The organism is Pseudomonas sp. AC463 (assembly GCF_979253585.1).
Map to the genome: position 1 here is coordinate 107,920 of NZ_CEEDDZ010000011.1, position 21,296 is coordinate 129,215.

A 21,296-nucleotide genomic window follows, 5' to 3' on the forward strand; every position below is an offset into this window, starting at 1 on the left:
TCGCGCGCCAGTCCAGCCAAACCGCAGGATCACAGCTTGTCCAAAGTCACGCCGCCAACTCCCCTGCGCGCCGCTCACATAGCGCCGGGAGCGCCCCTGCACGGCACCTTCAAAGGCGCATTGGCGACGCTTGTCCTCATGCTGCTCGCGTTATTGTTCTGGCAACTGCTGGACCAGCTGCAGCAGAACCAGAAAAACCAGCAGCAATACACCATCGACTACAGCGCCGACCTGGCTGAACAGATCAGCCTGAACATGGCCCTGAGCGCAAAAATCGCCCTCAACCTGCTGCCGATGGTCGAGCCGCCGCGCGACAGCGAACAGCAGCAGGCCCTGATGCGCACCCTGCAGCGCTCGCTGCCGGAGTTGCGCAGCATCGCCCTGCTCGCCCCCAGCGGGGCGATGATCAGTGACAGCGCCAGCGACAGCCAGGACAGCGCCTGGCTTGAAGAACTGGTGCAGCGCAGCCATTCGCAGTCCTACTACCTGAGCAACAACGCCGACGGCACGCTTATCTATCTATTGCTGCACCAGCCCAGCGGCGGCTCACGGGTGTATTGGGTATTGCGCCTGGCGCCTAACTACCTGACCAACCTCACCCGCCAGGATGGACAGGGCCAGCGCCCGCTGTGGGTTATCGAGAATCGCCTGAACCACCGCGTGATCAGCCGTGATAGCGGCATGCCCGCCCAGTGGGCCGGCGCGCTCACCCCGGACGAACTGAATAAAAGCGTACTGGTCACGCCCCTGAGCAAAAGCGACTGGCAATTGCGCGGGCTGTTCGACCGCACTGCCGTGCTGGAGCAACTGCTGCCGGCGTTTATCGGCAAATGCCTGCTGGGCCTGGCGTTTTCGCTGATCCCGGTGATCGTGCTGCTGAACATGCGCCGCCGCCAGCGCCAGGTGCATGAAGGCCGGCGGCGTTACCAGGATATTTTCGAAGGCACCGGCGTGGCCCTGTGCGTGCTCGATCTGTCGGGCCTGAATGCGTGCTTCGACAAGGCGCAACTGCAGACCCGCGAGCAACTGCAAGCCTGGCTGCGCGACAACCCTATCGAGCGCCAGCAACTGCTCAAGGAGCTGCGCATCACCGAGGTCAACCAGGTGGCGGTGCGCCTGTTGAACGTGGGTTCCTGCGACGAAGCCTGGGAACGCCTGATCGACGACTGCCCGCGCAACGCGACGTCCATCGGCTACCAGATCCTCGACGCTGTCCTTACCCAACAGAACCAGCTGGAGCTGGAAATCCAGCTCAAGGACGTGGCCGGCAACGAGCAGTACCTGTGGCTGGTGATGCGCCTGCCGGAGCAACAGGACGATTTCAAGGCAGTGATCCTCAGCATCAGTGATATCACCAGCCGCAAGCTGATCGAGCTGTCGCTGGTGGAGCGTGAGAGTTTCTGGTCGGACGTGGTGCGCACTGTGCCCGACCACCTGTATGTGCAGGACGTGATCAGCCAACGCATGATTTTCAGCAACCACCATTTGGGCCACACCCTCGGCTATAACAAAGCCGAACTGCAGCAAATGGGCGAGTACTTCTGGGAAATCCTGCTGCACCCCGACGACGCCGAGCATTACCACGACCTGCGCCAGCAACAGCGCGATGTCGGCTACGCCACCCAGCTGCAATGCCAGCTGCGCTTCCGTCATCGCAATAACCAGTGGCGGCGCTTTGATATCCGCGAGCAGGCCCTGGCGCGGGACAAGAGCACGCAAGTCACACGCATCATCGGCGTGGCCAAGGACATCACCGACCAGATCGAAGCCAGCGAATCCCTGCGCGACAGCGAGCAACGCTACCGCATGCTGGCCGAAAGCATCAGCGACGTGATCTGCTCCACCGACAGCCAGTTGGCCCTCAACTACATCAGCCCGTCGGTCAACGCCGTGCTGGGTTACGACGTCGACTGGGTGCTCAAGAACGGTTGGCAGTCGATCATCGCCAACCCGCAGCAACTGGCCGGTATCTACAGCCTGGTGGAACAGGTCAGCCGCGCGCTGGGCGACGCCGAGGCGCTGAATAAACTGCGTGATGAAGTGCAGACCCAGCTGTACCTGTTCGACTGCCTGCGCGCCGACGGCCGCAAGGTACCGATCGAATTGCGCCTGGTGCTGGTGTGGGACGAACACGGCGCGTTCGAGGGCATCCTCGGTGTGGGCCGTGACATCAGCCAGCAGCGCCGCGCCGAGAAAGACCTGCGCATGGCGGCCACGGTATTCGAGCACTCTACCTCGGCGATTTTGATCACCGACCCGGCCGGCTATATCGTGCAGGCCAACGAGGCGTTCAGCCGCGTCAGTGGTTATGAGGTGGCGGATGTACTCGACCAGTTGCCGAACATGCTCACCGTCGACGAACAGCAGGAAGCCCACCTGCGCTACGTGCTCAAGCAACTGCACCAGCACAGCACCTGGGAAGGCGAAGTGTGGCTCAAGCGCCGCAACGGCGAGCATTACCCGGCCTGGGTCGGCATTACCGCCGTGTTCGACGATGAAGGCGACCTGGCCAGCTACGTGTGTTTCTTCAGCGATATCAGCGAGCGCAAGGCCAGCGAACAGCGCATCCACCGCCTGGCCTATTACGACGCCCTGACCCACCTGCCCAACCGCACGCTGTTCCAGGACCGCCTGCACACCGCGTTGCAGTCGGCCGAGCGGCAGAAGTCGTGGGTGGTGCTGATGTTCCTCGACCTCGACCGCTTCAAGCCGATCAACGACTCCCTGGGCCACGCCGCCGGCGACCGCATGCTCAAGGAAATGGCCACGCGCCTGCTCGGTTGCGTGGCCGAAGACGACACCGTGGCGCGCATGGGTGGCGACGAGTTCACCCTGCTGCTGCAACCGCGGGTCAGCCGCGAAATGGCGCTGAACCGCGCGATCCACGTGGCCGAGCAGATCCTCGCCAGCCTGGTGAAACCCTTTGTATTGGAAGGCCGCGAGTTCTTTGTGACCGCCAGTATCGGCATCGCCCTAAGCCCTCAGGACGGCAACGAGCTGAGCCAGCTGATGAAAAACGCCGACACGGCGATGTATCACGCCAAGGAACGCGGCAAGAACAACTTCCAGTTCTACCAGGCCGACATGAACGCCAGCGCCCTGGAACGCCTGGAGCTGGAAAGCGACCTGCGCCACGCCCTGGACCAGAACGAATTCGTGCTTTATTACCAGCCGCAGTTCAGCGGCGACGGCAAACGCCTGACCGGCGCCGAAGCCCTGCTGCGCTGGCGCCACCCGCGTCGCGGGCTGGTGCCACCGGGGGACTTTATCCCGGTGCTGGAGGAGTTGGGCCTGGTGGTGGACGTCGGCGACTGGGTGATCAGCGAGGCCTGCCGTCAGCTCAAGACCTGGCACCAGAACAAGGTGCGCGTGCCGAAAGTCTCGGTGAACATCTCCGCGCGGCAGTTCTCCGACGGCCAGTTGGGTACGCGCATCGCCACCATTCTCGAAGACACCGGCCTGCCGCCGGCGTGCCTGGAGCTGGAGCTGACCGAAAGTATCCTGATGCGCGAAGTCAACGAAGCCATGCATATCCTCGACAGCCTGAAAAACCTGGGCCTGAGCATTGCGGTGGACGACTTCGGCACCGGCTATTCGTCGCTCAACTACCTCAAGCAATTCCCTATCGACGTGCTGAAAATCGACCGCACCTTCGTCGACGGCCTGCCGTCCGGCGAGCAGGACGCGCAGATCGCCCGCGCGATTATCGCCATGGCCCACAGCCTGAACCTGGCGGTGATCGCCGAGGGCGTGGAAACCCATGAGCAGCTGGACTTCCTGCGTGAGCATGGGTGTGACGAGGTGCAGGGGTATCTGTTTGGGCGGCCGATGCCGGCGAATCGGTTTGAGGCGCAGTTCAGTAATGATGCGTTGTTCATGTTTGACTGAGGTTTTTGGGTTGAGGCCACTGGCCTCATCGGGGGCAAGCCCCCTCCCACATTTGAATGGATTCACAAGTTAAAAGGTGGGAGGGGCGGTGCGACGATTCGACTTGCCCCCGATGAGGCCCGCACAGCCACCGCTCATCCCCAAGTGAATCCCACTTGTCCGCGACATGATGTCCTTTCATATGCCATCTAAAACCCATTGGGTTAGAATGCCCTCCTTTTCTGCCCCCGATCCTTGAGGACCGCCATGTTCAGCCGTGATTTGACTATTGCCAAGTACGACGCCGATCTCTTCGCCGCCATGGAGCAAGAAGCCGTGCGCCAGGAAGAGCACATCGAGCTGATCGCTTCGGAAAACTACACCAGCCCTGCGGTGATGGAGGCTCAAGGCTCGGTCCTGACCAACAAGTACGCCGAAGGCTACCCAGGCAAGCGTTACTACGGCGGCTGCGAATACGTCGACGTGGTTGAGCAACTGGCCATCGACCGTGCAAAAGAGCTGTTCGGCGCCGATTACGCCAACGTTCAGCCGCACGCCGGCTCCCAAGCCAACAGCGCCGTGTACCTGGCCCTGCTGCAAGGCGGCGACACCATCCTGGGCATGAGCCTGGCCCACGGCGGTCACCTGACCCACGGCGCCAGCGTTTCGTCCTCCGGCAAGCTGTACAACGCCGTTCAATACGGTATCGATGCCAACGGCCTGATCGACTACGACGAAGTCGAGCGCCTGGCGGTTGAGCACAAGCCAAAAATGATCGTGGCCGGTTTCTCTGCCTACTCGCAGATCCTGGATTTCCCACGCTTTCGCGCCATCGCCGACAAAGTGGGCGCCTACCTGTTCGTGGACATGGCTCACGTGGCCGGTCTGGTCGCCGCTGGCGTCTACCCGAACCCGGTGCCTTTCGCTGACGTAGTGACCACCACTACCCACAAGACCCTGCGCGGTCCACGTGGCGGCCTGATCCTGGCGCGCGCGAATGCCGAGATCGAGAAGAAGCTGAACTCCGCCGTATTCCCGGGCGCCCAGGGTGGCCCGCTGGAGCACGTGATCGCCGCCAAAGCGATCTGCTTCAAGGAAGCGCTGCAGCCTGAGTTCAAGACTTACCAGCAACAAGTGGTCAAGAACGCCCAGACCATGGCCAGCGTGTTCATCGAGCGCGGCTTTGACGTGGTGTCCGGCGGTACTGAAAACCACCTGTTCCTGCTCTCGCTGATCAAGCAGGACATCTCCGGTAAAGATGCTGACGCTGCCCTGGGCAAAGCCTTCATCACCGTGAACAAAAACTCCGTGCCGAACGACCCACGTTCGCCGTTCGTCACCTCCGGCCTGCGCTTCGGCACCCCGGCTGTGACCACGCGTGGCTTTAAAGAAGCAGAGTGCAAGGAACTGGCCGGCTGGATCTGCGACATCCTGGCAGACCTGAACAACGAAGCCGTGATTGATGCGGTGCGTGAGAAGGTCAAGGCCATCTGCAAGAAGCTGCCGGTATACGGCGCTTGATTGCAGGTGCTTGAATGAAAAGCCCGGCTCTTGAGCCGGGCTTTTTTATGCCTGTTCCAATTTGAAATGCGGTTAAAAAATGTGGGAGGGGGGCTTGCTCCCGATAGCAGTGTGTCAGGCACTTATAGGCCACTGACACACCCTCATCGGGGGCAAGCCCCCTCCCACATTTGATTGCATTTCAAGTCAGTCAGGTCAGGTCAGGTCAGGGTTGGTAGACCTTGGCAAAGCCTTCGCGAATCTTGTCTTCCGGCAACTCATCGGCAATAAACACGATCACACTTTCCCGCGCTTCGCCCTCGGCCCATTCGGTGTCCCAGTCGAAGCCGTAAAGTTTCAGCACGCCCTGGAACACCATGCGCCGGTCTTCGCCGGTAATGTTCAGCACGCCCTTGTAGCGCAGCAGTTGCTTGCCATGGTCCTCGAGCAGTTCGTTCATGAACTCGCTGAGGCGGTCGATATCCAGCGGCTGGTCGGTGCGCAGCACCAGGCTGGAGATGCGGTCGATGGACGGCGCGGCGCTGACCGGGCGCAGGCTCATGCCGGCGTTGAGGTTGAAGCCGCGCACATCGAGCAGTTCGGCCAGGTCGATGTTGCCGTGGTCCACCACGCGAATCGGCGCGCGCCGGTTGATGCGCGTGAGGCGCTCGCTGAGGGCGTCGAAGGTGGCGTCGTCGACCAGGTCGCGCTTGCTCACCAGCAGGCGGTCGGCAAAGCCGATCTGGGCCTGGGCGATGGTCTGGGTCAGGTGGTGCTCGGCGTGGGCGGCGTCCACCAGGGTGATGATGCCGTCGAGGATGTAGCGCTCGCGCAGGTCTTCATCGATGAAAAAGGTCTGAGCCACGGGCGCCGGGTCGGCCAGGCCGGTGCACTCGATCACCAGGCGGTCGAAGGCGATCTCGCCGCTGTCCAGGCGTTCGAGCAGCAGGTAGAGGGCCTTGGTCAGGTCGGTGTGGATGGTGCAGCACACGCAGCCGTTGGAGAGAGTCATGACTTGCACCGGCTCGGCGCCCAACAGCTGGGTGTCGATACCGGCGTCGCTGAATTCGTTTTCGATCACCGCGATTTTAAGACCGTGCTCGGCCTTGAGCAGGTGGCGCAGCAAGGTGGTCTTGCCGGCGCCGAGGAAGCCGCTGAGGACGGTTACCGGAATGGGAGAGGACAAAATATTCTCCTTGAAGGAACACAAAAACAAATGTGGGAGGGGGCTTGCCCCGATAGCAGTGTGTCAGGCACTGATGTGTCACTGATACACCGCTATCGGGAGCAAGCCCCCTCCCACAGGGGAGTTACATTAAATCAACAGCACTTGGGCCCACCCTTGCCGCCGTAACGGGCTTCCTGGCGTTCGCGGAAGAACGCCTTGTAGTCCATCACCGGCTTGTCCGGGTGTTTGGTTTGCATATGCTCGACGTAGGTGTCGTAGTCGGGCATGCCGACCATCAGGCGCGCGGCCTGACCGAGGTATTTACCGAGGCGACTGATGTCATTGAACATGGTTGCAACCCTCGATTAAGCGTCCGGTACCGCCTGGAATGGGGCTTCTTTATCCGTACGCTCTTTGTTGCCCCAGGCGGCGACGCCGACTTTGAGCGCATAGAACAGGATGCTGAAGACCACGAACAGGAACAGTACGGTCAATGTCGCGTTGGTGTAGGCGTTCCAGATGACGTGCTGCATCTGGTCGATGCTCTTCGCCGGCGCAAGGATCTGCCCGTTGGCCAATGCATCGCTGTACTTCTTGGCCAGCGACAGGAAGCCAATCGCCGGGTTCGCGTCGAACAATTTGATGAAGCCTGCGGTCACGGTGCAGATCAACAGCCAGACCGCCGGCAGCATGGTCACCCAAATGTAGCGCTGGCGTTTCATTTTGATCAGCACAACCGTGGCGAGCATCAGCGCGATACCGGCCAGCATCTGGTTGGAGATGCCGAACAGCGGCCACAAGGTGTTGATGCCGCCCAGTGGGTCGATTACACCTTGGTACAACAAGTAACCCCACATCGCCACGCAGCCTGCGGTCGCGATCAGGTTGGCGGTCCAGGACTCGGTGCGTTTGAGCGCCGGCACGAAGGATCCCAACAAGTCCTGGAGCATGAAGCGACCGGCACGGGTGCCGGCGTCAACCGCAGTCAGGATGAACAGCGCTTCGAACAGGATCGCAAAGTGGTACCAGAAAGCCATGGTGTTTTCACCCGGCAACACACTGTGCAGGATCTGCGCGATACCTACGGCCAGGGTCGGTGCACCGCCGGCACGCGCCAGGATGGTGGTTTCGCCAATATCGTGGGCCACCGCTTGCAGCGCTTCCGGGGTTATTGCGAAACCCCAACTGCTGACGGTTTGTGCAACGGTCACCACGTCCGAACCGACCACGGCAGCCGGACTGTTCATGGCGAAGTACACGCCTGGCTCGATCACCGAGGCGGCAACCATGGCCATGATGGCCACGAACGACTCCATCAACATGCCGCCATAACCGATGTAGCGCGAGTGTGCTTCATTGGCCAACAGCTTGGGCGTGGTGCCCGAGGAAATCAGTGCGTGGAAACCCGATACCGCGCCACAGGCGATGGTGATGAACAGGAACGGGAACAGGCCGCCCTTCCACACAGGGCCGGTGCCATCGATAAACTGAGTCAACGCCGGCATTTTCAGGTCGGGCATGGTGATCAGGATGCCGATTGCCAGGGCAATGATGGTGCCGATTTTCAGGAACGTAGACAGGTAGTCACGCGGGGCGAGGATCAGCCACACCGGCAATACCGCAGCCACGAACCCGTAACCGACCAGCATCCAGGTGATCTGGATACCGGTGAAGGTAAACGCTTTTGCCCACACTGGATCAGCGGCAATCTGCCCGCCCAACCAGATCGAACCCAGCAGCAACAACACGCCGATGATCGAGATTTCGCCGATGCGGCCTGGGCGGATGTAGCGCATGTAGACGCCCATGAACATCGCGATCGGGATGGTCGCCATCACCGTGAAGATGCCCCACGGGCTCTCGGCCAGGGCCTTGACCACGATCAGCGACAGCACCGCGAGGATGATGATCATGATCAGGAAGCAGCCAAACAGCGCGATGGTACCGGGAATGCGGCCCATTTCTTCGCGGACCATATCCCCCAGGGAACGGCCGTTGCGACGGGTGGACAGGAACAGGATCATGAAATCCTGCACCGCGCCGGCCAGCACCACGCCGGCAATCAGCCAGAGCGTACCGGGCAGGTAGCCCATCTGCGCCGCCAGTACCGGGCCGACCAACGGGCCTGCCCCGGCAATCGCCGCAAAGTGGTGACCGAAAAGGATGTGTTTGTTGGTCGGCACATAGTCCAGACCGTCGTTGTTGATCACTGCGGGGGTGGCCCGCCGTGGATCGAGTTGCATCACGTTGTTAGCGATGAACAGACTGTAGTAACGGTACGCGACCAGATAAATGGCCACCGCGGCAACCACAATCCACAAGGCGTTGATCGCCTCGCCGCGGCGCAAGGCCACTACGCCAAGGGCGCACGCTCCTACGATTGCCAGCACCAGCCAGGGTAGGTGGCGTAGCAGGCTATTATTATTTTTCATTTTTATATTCCAGCCAGGGTGGACAGAAAGGACAGCCAGTCCGAGTTTAGCGCTGTTGGCCCCAAAGACCACCCCCCTACGTTGGTCTAGAGCCTTGCCGGGGCAAAAAAAGCTGAAATAAATGCCCGATGATGGCTTAGGGCTACAATCCCTTTATCCACAGAGGGTTTCACCATGACCGAGCACCCGTCTGACCGCCGCCGTTTCCGGCGTATTGCCTTCGATGCCCGCACCACCATCGCGCAAGACGGCTGGAATTGGCCGGTGCAATTGGTGGATTTATCGCTCAAGGGTTTGCTGGTGCAGCGCCCCGACGACTGGCGGGGCAATGGCAAGGCGCCGTTTGATGTGGATATTCGTCTGGACCCACAGGCGCATATAAAAATGCAGGTGCGGTTGACCCATGACGATCATGGGCAACTGGGGTTTGTGTGCGAGCACATTGACCTGGAGTCGATCAGCCATTTGCGGCGGTTGATCGAGTTGAACCTGGGGGATGAGGAAGAACTGCACCGCGAGTTGGCGGCTTTGTTGGAAATCTAACAGCCAACACAATTCAAATGTGGGAGGGGGCTTGCCCCCTCCCACATTTGAATTGCTAGTGTTGCTGATTACTCGAACAATGCATCCAACGCCTGCTCCAGGCGCGTAACCCCAATAATCGTGATGCCCGGTGGCGACTCCTTCGGCGCATTACCCTTAGGCACGATCGCCCGCTTGAAGCCATGCTTGGCCGCTTCCTTCAAGCGCTCCTGGCCACTCGGCACTGGCCGCACCTCACCCGACAGGCCAACCTCACCAAACACCAGCAAATCATGAGGCAACGGCCGGTTACGCAGGCTGGACATCACCGCTGCCATCAACGCCAGGTCGGACGCCGTCTCCAGCACCTTGACCCCGCCGACCACGTTGAGAAACACGTCCTGGTCGTGGGTGGGGATGCCGCCATGCCGGTGCAGTACCGCGAGCAGCATCGCCAGGCGATTCTGGTCAAGGCCGAGGGTGACCCGACGCGGGTTGGCCAAGTGGCTGTCATCCACCAGCGCCTGCACTTCGACCAGCATGGGGCGGGTACCTTCCCACGTCGCCATCACCACACTGCCTGGGACTTCTTCCTGGGCGCGGGTAAGAAAAATCGCCGAAGGGTTGGAGACTTCTTTCAGCCCCCGGTCAGTCATGGCAAACACACCCAGTTCGTTGACGGCGCCGAAGCGATTTTTGACCGCGCGCAGCAGGCGCAGGCGGCCGTCGGACTCACCCTCGAAATACAGCACGGTGTCGACCATATGCTCCAACACCCGCGGGCCGGCCAGGGCGCCCTCTTTGGTCACGTGGCCGACCAGGAAAATCGCCGTGCCGCTCTGCTTGGCATAGCGCACCAGCAGTGCCGCACTTTCGCGCACCTGGGACACGCCGCCCGGCGCCGATTGCAGTTGCTCGGTGAAAATCGTCTGGATCGAATCGATCACCATGACCTTGGGCTTTTCGATACGCGCCGTGGCGATGATACTTTCGATGCAGGTTTCGGTCATGACCCGCAGCTGGTCCTGGGGCAGGCCCAAGCGACGGGCGCGCATGGCGACTTGCTGCTGGGATTCTTCGCCGGTGACATACAGCGCCGGCATGCGGCTGGCGATGCTGCACAGGGTTTGCAGCAGGATGGTCGACTTGCCGATGCCGGGATCACCGCCGATCAGCACCACCGAGCCGTCCACCAGGCCGCCGCCGAGTACGCGGTCCAACTCGCCGGACGCGGTGGAGAAACGCGGGATCTCTTCGACGCTGACCTCGGCCAGGGTCTTGATCTGCGCCTGTTGCCCGGTCCAGCCGGCACGGCCGGTGGGGGCCGCGGCGCCGCCGCTTTCGATCATGGTTTCCGTCAGGGTGTTCCACGCGCCGCATTCGGTGCATTGGCCGGCCCACTTGGGAAAGGTCGCGCCGCACTCCGTGCAGCCGTACATGCGCTTGGCCTTTGCCATCTGAGAACCTCCAACCGAAAACCGCGATGATAGCTCAGCGCGACGCCGGGGTCCGGATTTCACCGCTGGCCAATCGTGAAGCACTGTTGCCGATCGGGTCTTCGGCGTTGAGGTCGGCGCCCTTGGCCTTGAGTTCGTCCAGCAGCTCGACGCGCTTGAACAGCCCGGCGTACATGGCGGCGGTCTGCCCGGCGCCGTTGCGTTGGTCGGGGTTGCAGTCGGTGGCCAGCAGACGCTGGGCGATTTTCAGCTCACCCTTGAAGATCGCGCCCATCAAGGCGGTGTTGCCACGTTTGTCTTGAACGCAGGCATCGGCGCCGGCGGCAAGCAAGCGCTCCACGTAGGCGCTTTCACCGTGGTAGGCGGCGAGGATCAACGCGGTGTAGCCCTTGTCGTCCTGGGTGTTGAGGCTGTAGCCGGAATCGATAAAGGTGTTGAGCATGTCGAGGTCGCCACGGCGGGCGGCGTCGAAGTAATAGTCCTGGAGCTGGGCCTTGAGCGCAGCCGGCTCAGGGGATTCGGCATGGGCGACAAACGTCAGCATGGCCAGCAGCAAACCGATGGAAATTCGCATGGTGTTTCTCCTGCCAAAGGTCGACGCCCGCAGGGGGCGCCAACCGAAACCAACGTTAGTCGGTGAGTTTTTCCGCCAGCGCTTTCACGCGCGCCAGATCACCCTTGGCGACCTTGGCCACGCCGGTGCCGTACTCCGGGTCAGCCTTGTAGAGAAACGACAGGATGATGTGCTTGCTCTCGTCATCGGTGGTGGCCAGGGAGCCGCCGAAGTTTTCGATCAAGTCCTGGCGCTCTTTCTTACTGTACGAACGGTACAAATCACCGGCCTGCTTGAAGTTCTGCTCACGCTGGATCTTCGCCTGCTGGGTGCTGCCCGCCAGCGCCGACTGGCTGTAGCGCGCGGTTTGCGGCTCTTCGCGGTTTTCCAGGCGGCTTGGCTGATAGTTCACGCCGCTGGTGGTCTTGCCGATATTCATCGCGCCGTCCTGGTTACCGTTGTTGACGGTGACCCGTGGGGCATTGATCGGCAATTGCAGGGCATTGGCGCCCAGGCGATACATCTGCGTATCGGCGTAGGAGAACACCCGACCTTGCAGCAGGCGGTCCTCGGACGGCTCGATGCCGGGCACCAGGTTGGCCGGGGCCATGGCCACTTGCTCGGTTTCCTGGAAGACGTTGGCCGGGTTGCGGTTCAGCACCATCTGCCCGACTTTGCGCTCGGGCACATTCGGCCAGATCTTGGTCGCGTCCAGCGGGTCGAAGTCGAACTTGGCCAGGTCCTCAGGCTTGAGTACCTGCACGTACAGGTCCCACTTGGGGAAGTCGCCCGTGTTGATGTGGGTGACCAGGTCGTTGGTCATGTGGCTGTAGTCGCGGCCCTGCACCTCGGTGACTTGCTTGGGGTCGAGGTTCTTGATGCCTTGCAGGCTCTTCCAGTGGAACTTGACGTAATGCACTTCGCCCTTGGCGTTGATCAGCTTGTAGGCGTGCACGCCATTGCCATCCATTTCCCGGTAGCTGGCCGGGGTGCCGGAGTCGGAATACAGCTCGGTCAGCGTGCGAGTGGACTCTGGGACATGTGAGAAAAAGTCGAAGCGGCGCGAGTCATCATCCAGGTTGGTGCGTGGGTCCGGCTTGAAGGCGTGGACCATATCGGGGAATTTGATCGCGTCGCGGATAAAGAACGTCGGGAAGTTATTGCCCACCAGGTCCCAATTGCCATCGGCGGTGTAGAACTTGGTGGCAAAACCGCGCGGGTCACGCAGGGTTTCCGGGGAGTGGTTGCCGTGCACCACGGCCGAGAAACGCACGAACACCGGCGTGGCTTCGCCGGCGGCAAACACCTTGGCCTTGGTCAGGTCGCTGAGGTTGTCGGTGACGGTGAACGTACCGTGGGCACCGGTGCCACGGGCATGCACTACGCGCTCCGGGATGCGTTCGCGGTCGAAGCGTTGCAGTTTCTGGATCAACTGCACGTCTTGCAGCAGCACCGGGCCGTTGGCACCGGCGGTCTGCGAGTTCTGGTTGTCACCCACGGCGGCGCCGTTATCGCGGGTCAGGTTGGCGGCTTGCACCGACAGGGAAAGCAGGCTGGCGGTTACCAGAACTAACGCATATCGCGTTGAAACTGGCCCACGGCGTGTAGGGGTTTTCATCGAGGTTTCCTCTGGTTTTTTTAGTGCACATTCAGTTGTGCTTGCCAGAGGCTAGTGACCCCGGAGCCAGAAGATAAATAGAAAAGCCATACCAACCCGATAAATTAAATAGTGTGGTAACCCTCTGAAATAACGAGTAATTCGCGCGCGATTGATGGCACTTTGCAAACTATTTGCGATTTGATGTGTCGATAAAAACTAACAGTGTTAACGGTTGTGTCGGGCAAGCCCGCGATGACTGACTTACACTGAGTCCCACCCTTCTCATCTGTAACAAGGAATAACCAATGGGCGTGATCAGTGAGTTCAAGGCCTTCGCGGTCAAAGGTAATGTGGTCGACATGGCCGTCGGTATCATCATCGGCGCCGCCTTCGGCAAAATTGTTTCCTCGTTTGTAGGCGACGTGGTGATGCCCCCCCTGGGTCTGCTGATCGGTGGTGTGGATTTCGGCGATTTGGCGATAACGCTCAAGGCCGCCCAGGGCGATATCCCGGCGGTAGTGTTGGCGTACGGCAAATTCATTCAAAGCGTGGTGGACTTCCTGATCGTCGCGTTTGCGATCTTCATGGGTGTGAAGGTCATCAACCGCCTGAAGCGCGAAGAGGCCGTTGCGCCCAAGCTTCCGCCAGTGCCGACCAAGGAAGAAGTGTTACTGGGTGAGATCCGCGATCTGCTCAAGGCACAAAACGACAAGCCGCTTTAACCGGCAAGGCTTGGCAAAAAAAGGCGCCCGATTGAGGCGCCTTTTTTATTACCAGTAGTTTTCCACTGCCACCTGGCCAGGCCGGCGGCTCAGGCTCAGTTGCATGTCGCGCTGCTTGAGCAACTGGCGGGTGTCATCGACCATTTGCGGGTTGCCGCAAATCAGCACGCGAGAATGCTCGGGGCTCAGTTCGACACCAGCGGCGCGCTCCAGCTCACCGTTTTCGATCAACGTGGTAATACGCCCGTTCAAGGCGCCGGGGTGTTGCTCGCGGGTGACGATGGGGATGTAGGTCAGTTTATGTGCGTACTCGGCCAGGTACTCACGCTCACCCAATTCCTTGATCAGCGTTTGGTAGGCCAGCTCCTTGGCTTCTCGCGCGCTGTACACCAGGACGATGCGCTCGAATTTCTCCCATACTTCGAAGTCCTGCAGCATCGACAGAAACGGCGCCACCCCCGTGCCGGTGCCCAACAGCCACAGGTCGCGGCCATCGACAAAACGGTTCAACGTCAGGTAACCCGTGGCCTGGCGCTCCACCATCAAGGTATCGCCGACCCGCAGGCGGCTCAGTTCACTGGTGAATTCCCCGCCGGGGACCACAATCGAGAAGAAATCCAGGTGCTCGTCAAACGGCGAGGACACCACCGAATAGGCGCGCCACACCGTACTGCCATCAGCCTTGGTCACGCCCAGGCGCACGAACTGGCCGGCGGTAAACCGAAAACCCGGGTCGCGGGTGGTGCGCAGCGTAAACAGGCTTGGGGTCAGCGATTGCACATCGAGCAAGGTCTGGCGGGTAAATTTCTCAGCGCTGGCGGTCATGGGGGGCTCCGTTCTACAAGGGCCCTAGTGTCCCTCAAAGTCGCGTGCGGAAACACCGGTGGTTTGTAGTGGCATCCTGTGCAAGCAGAAGAATGGCAGTTTAATACCACTACTAATCAATTCGCTATTAACCCCGTTTACGAAAGTTACAAACATATTTCGAAGTGCATGGCACACAACCTTTAACTCCCTAAAAAACCGCAAAAAACCGATTACTCCCTTACGAAGCTAACTAACAACCTTGCAGGAAAGTGCTAAAACGCTTCCGCGCAATAAAGAAATCTCCTACCACTCACATAGTTCGTGTCCTACACTCACTTGCGTGCGACTTTGGGAGTTGAGGACGTATCCCCATGTCACGGAGAAACCCATGGAGCGTTATCAATGGTTAATTGGCGCAATACACGGCTCCCCAAACTGGAAGGTGAAAGCGAGGCTACCAGCCTTTTCGAGATAGCTGTCAACCACACCTACGCACTCGGCTTCCAATACTGTTCCTTTACGATGAGTTCGCAACTACCCAGCAACCAAACGAAACCGATTCATATCAATAACTACCCAGATGAATGGAACAAACTCTACAACCAAGCACACTTCTTTGAAGTTGATCCAGTGGTCAAACATTGCAAGCGTTGTGTGTTGCCTCTTATCTGGGAAGAGAAAGCATTTAAAGATACACCTAACTTATGGTCCTTGGCCCAATCATTCGGTGTACACCTGGGCTGGACCCAGGCCGTGCATGATTTCCAGGGCGTATTCAGCATGCTGACCCTGGGCCGCAGCAAGGGCGAGGTCAGCCCGGAGGAGCTGTACGAAAAGGCCGGCCAGGTACTGTGGTTATGCCACGCACTGCATGCCGTAGTGGCGCAGACTTATGCCGACAAGCCGAGCGTCAACCCGGCCAGCAAACTGACGCCACGGGAAACGGAAATCCTCAAGTGGTCGGCCATGGGCAAGACCGCAGCGGACATCGCCACGATCCTGTGCCTGTCCGAACGGACGGTGGGCTTTCATATCTGCAGTTGCTTCAAGAAGCTTGGGGTCAACAACAAGATTGCCGCGGTGTTGAGTGCCTCGAAAGCGGGGTTGTTTTAGGCATCGTGAAAGACCGCATGTAATCCCTTCTGAAAAAAAGTAACATTTACGACCCATTCTGAGTGTTGAGCTGCCCCCTTGGGGGTGCCGCCCGCCGTTCACTCAGACGGTTTGCGCAGGCGACTGCCGAACACCCATCGATTACCCAGAGCCTCCCCCGCCATGCCCCTGCTCGACAGCCCCTTCGCCCAGCTCGATCTGATCCGCCAGCCAGAGCAACATAACGATCCGCTGCAAGCCTTCGACGCCGCCGACGAGTACCTGCTCAGCTATCTGGCCGAACAGCAACCGAGCGCCACCACCCGTGTGCTGGTGCTCAATGACAGCTTCGGCGCCCTGGCCGCCAGCCTTGAAGGCCAGGTGCAGGTGACGTCCAGCGGCGATTCATTTCTCGCCGCCCAAGGCCTGGAGAAAAACCTGGTACGCAATGGCAAGGCCTTTGATGCCGTGCCTTTTATCCCCGCCAGCCAGGCGCCCGTCGGCCCGTTCGACCGCGTACTGATCCGCGTGCCCAAGACCCTGGCGTTGCTTGAAGAACAGCTGATTCGCCTGCAGGGCCAGTTGGCGCCGGGCGCAGAAGTCATTGCGGGGGCGATGATCAAGCACCTGCCACGGGCGGCAGGCGAGTTGCTTGAACAGTACATCGGGCCAATGCAGGCCTCGCTGGCGGTCAAGAAAGCCCGCCTGCTGATCGCCACCGTTGAAGATCGCCCTACCGCCGTCTCGCCCTACCCGACGCGCTACACGCTGGACGCACCGGCCATCGAACTGCTGAACCACGCCAACGTGTTCTGCCGCGAAAGCCTGGACATCGGCACCCGCGCGTTCCTGCCGCACCTGCCGAAAAACCTCGGCAGCGCGCGGGTGGCTGACCTGGGGTGCGGCAATGGTGTGTTGGCGATCGCCAGTGCGCTGCAAAACCCTGACGCCCAATACACGCTGGTGGACGAGTCCTACATGGCCGTGCAATCGGCCCTGGAGAACTGGCAAGCCGCCCTCGGCGCGCGTGAAGTGGCCGTACGCGCCGCCGATGGCCTGGCCGGCCAGGAACCCGACTCGCTGGACGTGGTGCTGTGCAACCCGCCGTTCCACCAGCAACAGGTGGTCGGCGACTTCCTCGCCTGGCGCATGTTCCAGCAGGCCCGGGCAGCCCTGGTGGTGGGCGGTGCCCTCTATATAGTCGGCAACCGCCACCTGGGTTATCACACCAAACTGGCGCGTTTGTTCCGGGGTGTCGAGCAAGTCGCCACCACGCCGAAGTTCGTGATTCTCAAAGCGCGCAAATAAAAAAAGCCCTGCCCTTCCAGAAGAAGAGCAGGGCTTGAAAACCGGGCGGTGAAGCCCGGATCGGGATGTCAGTGGGTAGTCAAGCCGGCCGCATTCATGAACATGCGCATCAGGCTGGCCACGACAAACAGGGCCAGCACACTGCCGGTCCAGATCATCGCCAGCCAACCCAGGCGCCGCCACAACGGCTGTTTCTCGGCCTGTTCGATCTCGTGCAACGTAGGTTTGCCGGACATTAAACGACCCTCCTAGTGGTAACCGTCTTCGTGGGTGACCTTGCCGCGGAACACGTAGTAGCTCCAGAAGGTGTAGCCCAGGATGAACGGGATGATGAACAAGGTGCCTACCAGCATGAAGCCCTGGCTCTGCGGCGGTGCGGCGGCGTCCCAGATCGACACGGATGGCGGGATGATGTTCGGCCACAGGCTGATGCCCAGGCCGCTGTAGCCGAGGAAAATCAGCACCAGCGTCAGCAGGAACGGCGTGTAGTGCGCATTGCGAGCCACCGCGCGGATCAGCCCGTACATGGTCACCAGCACCAGGATCGGCACCGGCAGGAACCAGAACAGGTTGGGCAGGGTGAACCAGCGCGACGCGATTTCCGGGTGCGACAGCGGGGTCCAGATGCTCACGATACCAATCACCGCCAGTACCACGAAGGCCAAGGGCCGCGCCAGGTTGTGCATCTTTTCCTGCAATGGGCCTTCGGTTTTCATGATCAGCCAGGTGCAGCCGAGCAAGGCGTACGCCACGATCAGCGCCACGCCGCAGAACATCGTGAACGGCGTGAGCCAGTCCAGCGAGCCGCCGGCAAACTGGCGGTCGACCACCGGGATGCCGTCGATAAACGCCCCCAGCGCCACGCCCTGGAAGAACGTCGCCGCCAGCGAGCCGCCGATAAACGCCTTGTCCCACAGGTGACGCTTGTGGTCCTTGGCCTTGAAGCGGAACTCGAAGGCCACGCCCCGGAAGATCAGCCCGATCAGCATCAAAATCAGCGGCAGGTACAGCGCCGACAACACCACCGAATATGCCAGCGGGAACGCGCCAAACAACGCCGCGCCACCGAGTACCAGCCAGGTTTCGTTGCCGTCCCAGACCGGGGCCACGGTGTTCATCATCACGTCGCGGTCGACTTTGCCGGGGATAAACGGAAAGAGGATGCCGATGCCCAGGTCGAAGCCGTCCATGACCACGTACATCATGATGCCGAAGATGATGATCACGGCCCAGATCAGCGGAAGATCAATACCCATCTCAATTCCCCTTGTGCTGGATGTGGGTGTGGTCGTCATCGCCACTGTCATCGGCGGCCGACAACGGACGCGCCGGTGTGCGTTTCTGGCCAGGGCCACCGTGGGTCGGCTCGCTGCCTTCGTGGGTCTGCGGGCCTTTGCGCACCAGGCGCATCATGTAGCCCAAACCGGCGCCGAACAGCGCGAAGTACACCACCACGAACAGCACCAGGGTGATGGTCATCTGCGCCAGGCTATGCCCGGACGAGGCATCCGCCGTGCGCATCAAACCGTACACGACCCACGGCTGCCTGCCGATTTCGGTGGTAAACCAGCCGGCCAGAATTGCGATCAGGCCGGACGGACCCATCCACAACGCCAGGTACAGGAACGGTTTGGACGTGTACATCTTGTCGCCACGGCGCAGCCACAGGCTGAACAAACCGGTGAAGATCATCAGGAAGCCCAGGCCGACCATGACCCGGAACGACCAGAACACGATAGTCGAATTCGGGCGGTCCTCAGGCGGGAACTCTTTGAGCGCCGGCACCTGTTTATCCAGGGAGTGGGTGAGGATCAGGCTGCCCAGGTAGGGGATCTCGACCGCGTATTTGGTTTTCTCGGCCTTCATGTCCGGCCAGCCGAACAGGATCAGCGGGGTCGGCTCATCACCCTTGTTTTCCCAGTGGCCTTCAATCGCGGCGATTTTCGCCGGCTGGTGCTTGAGGGTATTGAGGCCGTGGAAGTCACCGATCACCGCCTGGATAGGCGCGACAATCAACGCCATCCACATCGCCATCGACAGCATGGTGCGGATCGCCGGGTTGTCCTTGCCGCGCAGCAAATGCCAGGCCGCCGAGGAACCGACAAAGAACGCGGTGGCCACGAAAGCTGCCGTGGCCATGTGCATCAGGCGGTAGGGGAAGGACGGGTTGAAGATCACCGCCAGCCAATCGGTGGGAATCACGCGGCCGTCGATGATTTCAAAGCCCTGGGGCGTCTGCATCCAGCTGTTGGACGCGAGAATCCAGAACGTCGAGATCAATGTGCCGACGGCCACCATCACGGTGGAGAAGAAGTGCAGCTTGCGCCCCACCTTGTTCCAGCCGAACAGCATCACCCCGAGGAAACCGGCCTCAAGGAAGAAGGCCGTAAGCACTTCGTATGTAAGAAGCGGCCCGGTGACGGCGCCGGCGAAGTCCGAGAAACGGCTCCAGTTGGTGCCGAACTGGTAGGCCATCACCAACCCGGAGACCACACCCATGCCGAAGTTGACGGCAAAGATCTTCGACCAGAAATGGTAGAGGTCACGGTAGGTGTCGTTGTGCGTCTTGAGCCACAAGCCCTCCAGCACCGCGAGGTAACTGGCCAGGCCGATGGTGATCGCCGGGAACAGGATGTGGAACGAGATGGTGAATGCGAATTGAATTCGGGCGAGATCTAGCGCCTCCAAACCGAACATAAGTCTTCCTCTGTCAGGTAATACCGGCTGCTGGCGGGAGCCTGCACCCACTGCCCCCACGGATATGGAGTGTGGCGAATTTCAATTCGTTTCTTTTATTAGCCAAACCACGTAGGGATTCTGGCCCTGAGGCCGCCAGACCAATCCCCACGCAGGTTTTGATCTGGATCAAGCATTGCTGAAAGAGTAGTCCCATTTTCTGTGTCTAGTTGTGTGGTCTTTTGCCGCGTGACAGGTTGCCTCAGCTCAGTTGTTGCAACTATCTGTTACAACTTAGTGATAATCTCGGCGCTCCCTCCAGCCCTGACCTGAATTCCTGATGCCTAGTGAACCCGCGTTGCTGTTGCGTCACCACCGCCCTTTCATCGCGTTCTGGCTGGCGCGGATCTTCACCGCCAGCGGCTTCCAGATGCTCACCGTGGCCATCGGCTGGAACCTCTACCAGCTGACCGGCAATGTGCTGGACCTGGGGTTGGTCGGCCTGGTGGAGTTCGTGCCGCGCGTGCTGTTCATGCTGCACACCGGGCACGTGGCCGACCGCTATGATCGGCGCAAGGTTGCCGCCATCTGCCAGACCGTGCAGGCGCTGATTGCCTTGTCCCTGGCCATTGGCGGCCTGACCGGCAACGTGACCCGCGAGATGATCTTTATCCTCGCCTTCTTGCTGGGCGCCGCGCGCTCCTTCGAGATGCCTACCACCCAGGCCCTGCTGCCAAGCATCGTGCCCAGTGCGTTGTTCCCTCGGGCGGTGGCCTCATCGCAGTCGGCGCAGCAACTGGCAACCATCGTCGCCCCGGCCCTCGGCGGTTTGCTCTACGCCTTTGGCAGCGTGTGGGTGTACGGCCCGACCGTGGTGCTGTACCTGATTGCCTGCGCGTTGATGCTCAACCTGCCCGCGCGCCAGACGGGGCTGAACAAAGGCAAGGCGACGCTGGACTCGCTGCTGGCCGGCATCCGTTTTATCCGCAGCCGACCAGACATTCTGGGCGCGATTTCCCTCGACCTGTTCGCCGTGCTGCTGGGCGGTGCCACCGCGTTGCTGCCGGTGTTTGCCAAGGATATTTTGCTGACCGGCCCTTGGGGCCTGGGCCTGCTGCGCTCGGCGCCGGCGGTGGGGGCGTTGTTGATGTCGCTGTGGCTGGCGCGGTTCTCGGTGGACCGGCAAGTCGGCCGCGTGATGTTCACCGCCGTGGGCGTATTCGGGGTGGCGACCATCGCATTCGGCCTGTCCACCTCGTTCTGGTTTTCCCTGGCGGTGCTGGTGGTGCTGGGCGCAGCGGACATGATCAGCATGGTGATCCGCGCGTCCTTCGTGCAACTGGAAACCCCGGATGAAATGCGCGGCCGGGTGAGTGCGGTCAACGGGCTGTTTATCGGCGCGTCGAATCAGCTGGGTGAGTTTGAATCGGGGATTACCGCGCACTGGTTCGGCACGGTGCCGGCCGTGGTCATGGGCGGGATCGGCACGCTGGTGGTGACCGGGGTGTGGATCAAGCTGTTCCCGACCTTGGCTAATCGCGACCGGATGCATGTGCCGGCCGAGGAAGCCGCGGTAAAGCCCACCGCATAAC

Annotated in this window: 17 protein-coding genes; 7 read left to right on the forward strand and 10 right to left on the reverse strand. The window is 60.8% G+C overall.

Annotated features, from left to right (window positions below; genetic code table 11):
* Positions 1–36 precede the first annotated feature (36 nt).
* The gene (locus tag AC0IYH_RS15760) at positions 37–3,888 is read left to right on the forward strand and encodes an EAL domain-containing protein (RefSeq protein WP_122774114.1); all 3,852 of its coding nucleotides are present in this window, start codon (positions 37–39) and stop codon (positions 3,886–3,888) included.
* Between the two features lie 246 nt (positions 3,889–4,134).
* On the forward strand, positions 4,135–5,388 hold the full coding sequence (gene glyA, locus AC0IYH_RS15765) for a serine hydroxymethyltransferase (RefSeq protein ID WP_053137906.1): 1,254 nt from the start codon (positions 4,135–4,137) through the stop codon (positions 5,386–5,388).
* A 205-nt stretch (positions 5,389–5,593) separates the two neighbouring features.
* Here the strand turns inward: glyA and yjiA are convergent, their stop codons facing one another.
* The 3 genes from yjiA to AC0IYH_RS15780 all read right to left on the reverse strand — a co-directional run bounded on the left by yjiA (position 5,594) and on the right by AC0IYH_RS15780 (position 8,967).
* Positions 5,594–6,553: a GTPase gene (gene yjiA, locus AC0IYH_RS15770; RefSeq protein ID WP_471835043.1), complete on the reverse strand. Its 960-nt coding sequence runs from the start codon at positions 6,551–6,553 to the stop codon at positions 5,594–5,596.
* Between the two features lie 134 nt (positions 6,554–6,687).
* On the reverse strand, positions 6,688–6,885 hold the full coding sequence (locus AC0IYH_RS15775) for a YbdD/YjiX family protein (RefSeq protein ID WP_003194308.1): 198 nt from the start codon (positions 6,883–6,885) through the stop codon (positions 6,688–6,690).
* Positions 6,886–6,900: 15 nt separating this feature from the next.
* A complete protein-coding gene (locus AC0IYH_RS15780; protein WP_471835044.1) occupies positions 6,901–8,967 on the reverse strand; it encodes a carbon starvation CstA family protein in 2,067 nt (688 codons plus the stop codon).
* 174 nt (positions 8,968–9,141) lie between these two features.
* Here AC0IYH_RS15780 and AC0IYH_RS15785 point away from each other — a divergent pair, with 174 nt between their 5' ends.
* Positions 9,142–9,510 carry a PilZ domain-containing protein gene (locus AC0IYH_RS15785; protein ID WP_116629329.1) on the forward strand — a complete coding sequence of 123 codons (369 nt, stop codon included), beginning with the start codon at positions 9,142–9,144 and terminating at the stop codon, positions 9,508–9,510.
* A gap of 68 nt (positions 9,511–9,578) precedes the next feature.
* On the opposite strand, the gene radA is transcribed toward AC0IYH_RS15785, so the two are convergent.
* The 3 genes from radA to katB are packed head-to-tail and all read right to left on the reverse strand — an operon-like array spanning position 9,579 to position 13,117.
* Positions 9,579–10,946 (reverse strand): DNA repair protein RadA, encoded by a 1,368-nt coding sequence (radA, locus tag AC0IYH_RS15790; RefSeq protein ID WP_038453821.1) that lies wholly within the window; start codon positions 10,944–10,946, stop codon positions 9,579–9,581.
* A gap of 34 nt (positions 10,947–10,980) precedes the next feature.
* A complete protein-coding gene (locus AC0IYH_RS15795) occupies positions 10,981–11,520 on the reverse strand; it encodes an ankyrin repeat domain-containing protein (RefSeq protein WP_116629330.1) in 540 nt (179 codons plus the stop codon).
* Positions 11,521–11,575: 55 nt separating this feature from the next.
* A complete protein-coding gene (katB, locus tag AC0IYH_RS15800) occupies positions 11,576–13,117 on the reverse strand; it encodes a catalase KatB (protein ID WP_116629331.1) in 1,542 nt (513 codons plus the stop codon).
* Between the two features lie 287 nt (positions 13,118–13,404).
* On the opposite strand from katB, the gene mscL reads away from it, so the two are divergent.
* A complete protein-coding gene (gene mscL, locus AC0IYH_RS15805) occupies positions 13,405–13,821 on the forward strand; it encodes a large-conductance mechanosensitive channel protein MscL (protein ID WP_116629332.1) in 417 nt (138 codons plus the stop codon).
* Between the two features lie 48 nt (positions 13,822–13,869).
* Here mscL and AC0IYH_RS15810 read toward each other — a convergent pair whose 3' ends face one another.
* Positions 13,870–14,646, reverse strand: a complete 777-nt coding sequence (locus AC0IYH_RS15810; protein ID WP_471835048.1) for a ferredoxin--NADP reductase — start codon at positions 14,644–14,646, stop codon at positions 13,870–13,872.
* A 384-nt stretch (positions 14,647–15,030) separates the two neighbouring features.
* Here AC0IYH_RS15810 and AC0IYH_RS15815 point away from each other — a divergent pair, with 384 nt between their 5' ends.
* Both AC0IYH_RS15815 and AC0IYH_RS15820 read left to right on the forward strand, forming a co-directional pair.
* Positions 15,031–15,741, forward strand: a complete 711-nt coding sequence (locus AC0IYH_RS15815) for a LuxR family transcriptional regulator (RefSeq protein WP_122774109.1) — start codon at positions 15,031–15,033, stop codon at positions 15,739–15,741.
* A gap of 162 nt (positions 15,742–15,903) precedes the next feature.
* Complete coding sequence (locus AC0IYH_RS15820; RefSeq protein WP_116629335.1) at positions 15,904–17,028, forward strand: methyltransferase; 1,125 nt, start codon at positions 15,904–15,906, stop codon at positions 17,026–17,028.
* A gap of 68 nt (positions 17,029–17,096) precedes the next feature.
* Here AC0IYH_RS15820 and AC0IYH_RS15825 read toward each other — a convergent pair whose 3' ends face one another.
* The 3 genes from AC0IYH_RS15825 to AC0IYH_RS15835 are packed head-to-tail and all read right to left on the reverse strand — an operon-like array spanning position 17,097 to position 19,725.
* Entirely contained in the window at positions 17,097–17,264 is a 168-nt protein-coding gene (locus AC0IYH_RS15825; protein WP_010562540.1) for a DUF2474 domain-containing protein, read from the reverse strand.
* Positions 17,265–17,276: 12 nt separating this feature from the next.
* Entirely contained in the window at positions 17,277–18,284 is a 1,008-nt protein-coding gene (gene cydB, locus AC0IYH_RS15830; protein WP_116629336.1) for a cytochrome d ubiquinol oxidase subunit II, read from the reverse strand.
* 1 nt (position 18,285) lies between these two features.
* Positions 18,286–19,725: a cytochrome ubiquinol oxidase subunit I gene (locus AC0IYH_RS15835; RefSeq protein ID WP_116629337.1), complete on the reverse strand. Its 1,440-nt coding sequence runs from the start codon at positions 19,723–19,725 to the stop codon at positions 18,286–18,288.
* A 319-nt stretch (positions 19,726–20,044) separates the two neighbouring features.
* Here AC0IYH_RS15835 and AC0IYH_RS15840 point away from each other — a divergent pair, with 319 nt between their 5' ends.
* Positions 20,045–21,295: an MFS transporter gene (locus AC0IYH_RS15840; RefSeq protein WP_116629338.1), complete on the forward strand. Its 1,251-nt coding sequence runs from the start codon at positions 20,045–20,047 to the stop codon at positions 21,293–21,295.
* Position 21,296: the final 1 nt, after the last annotated feature.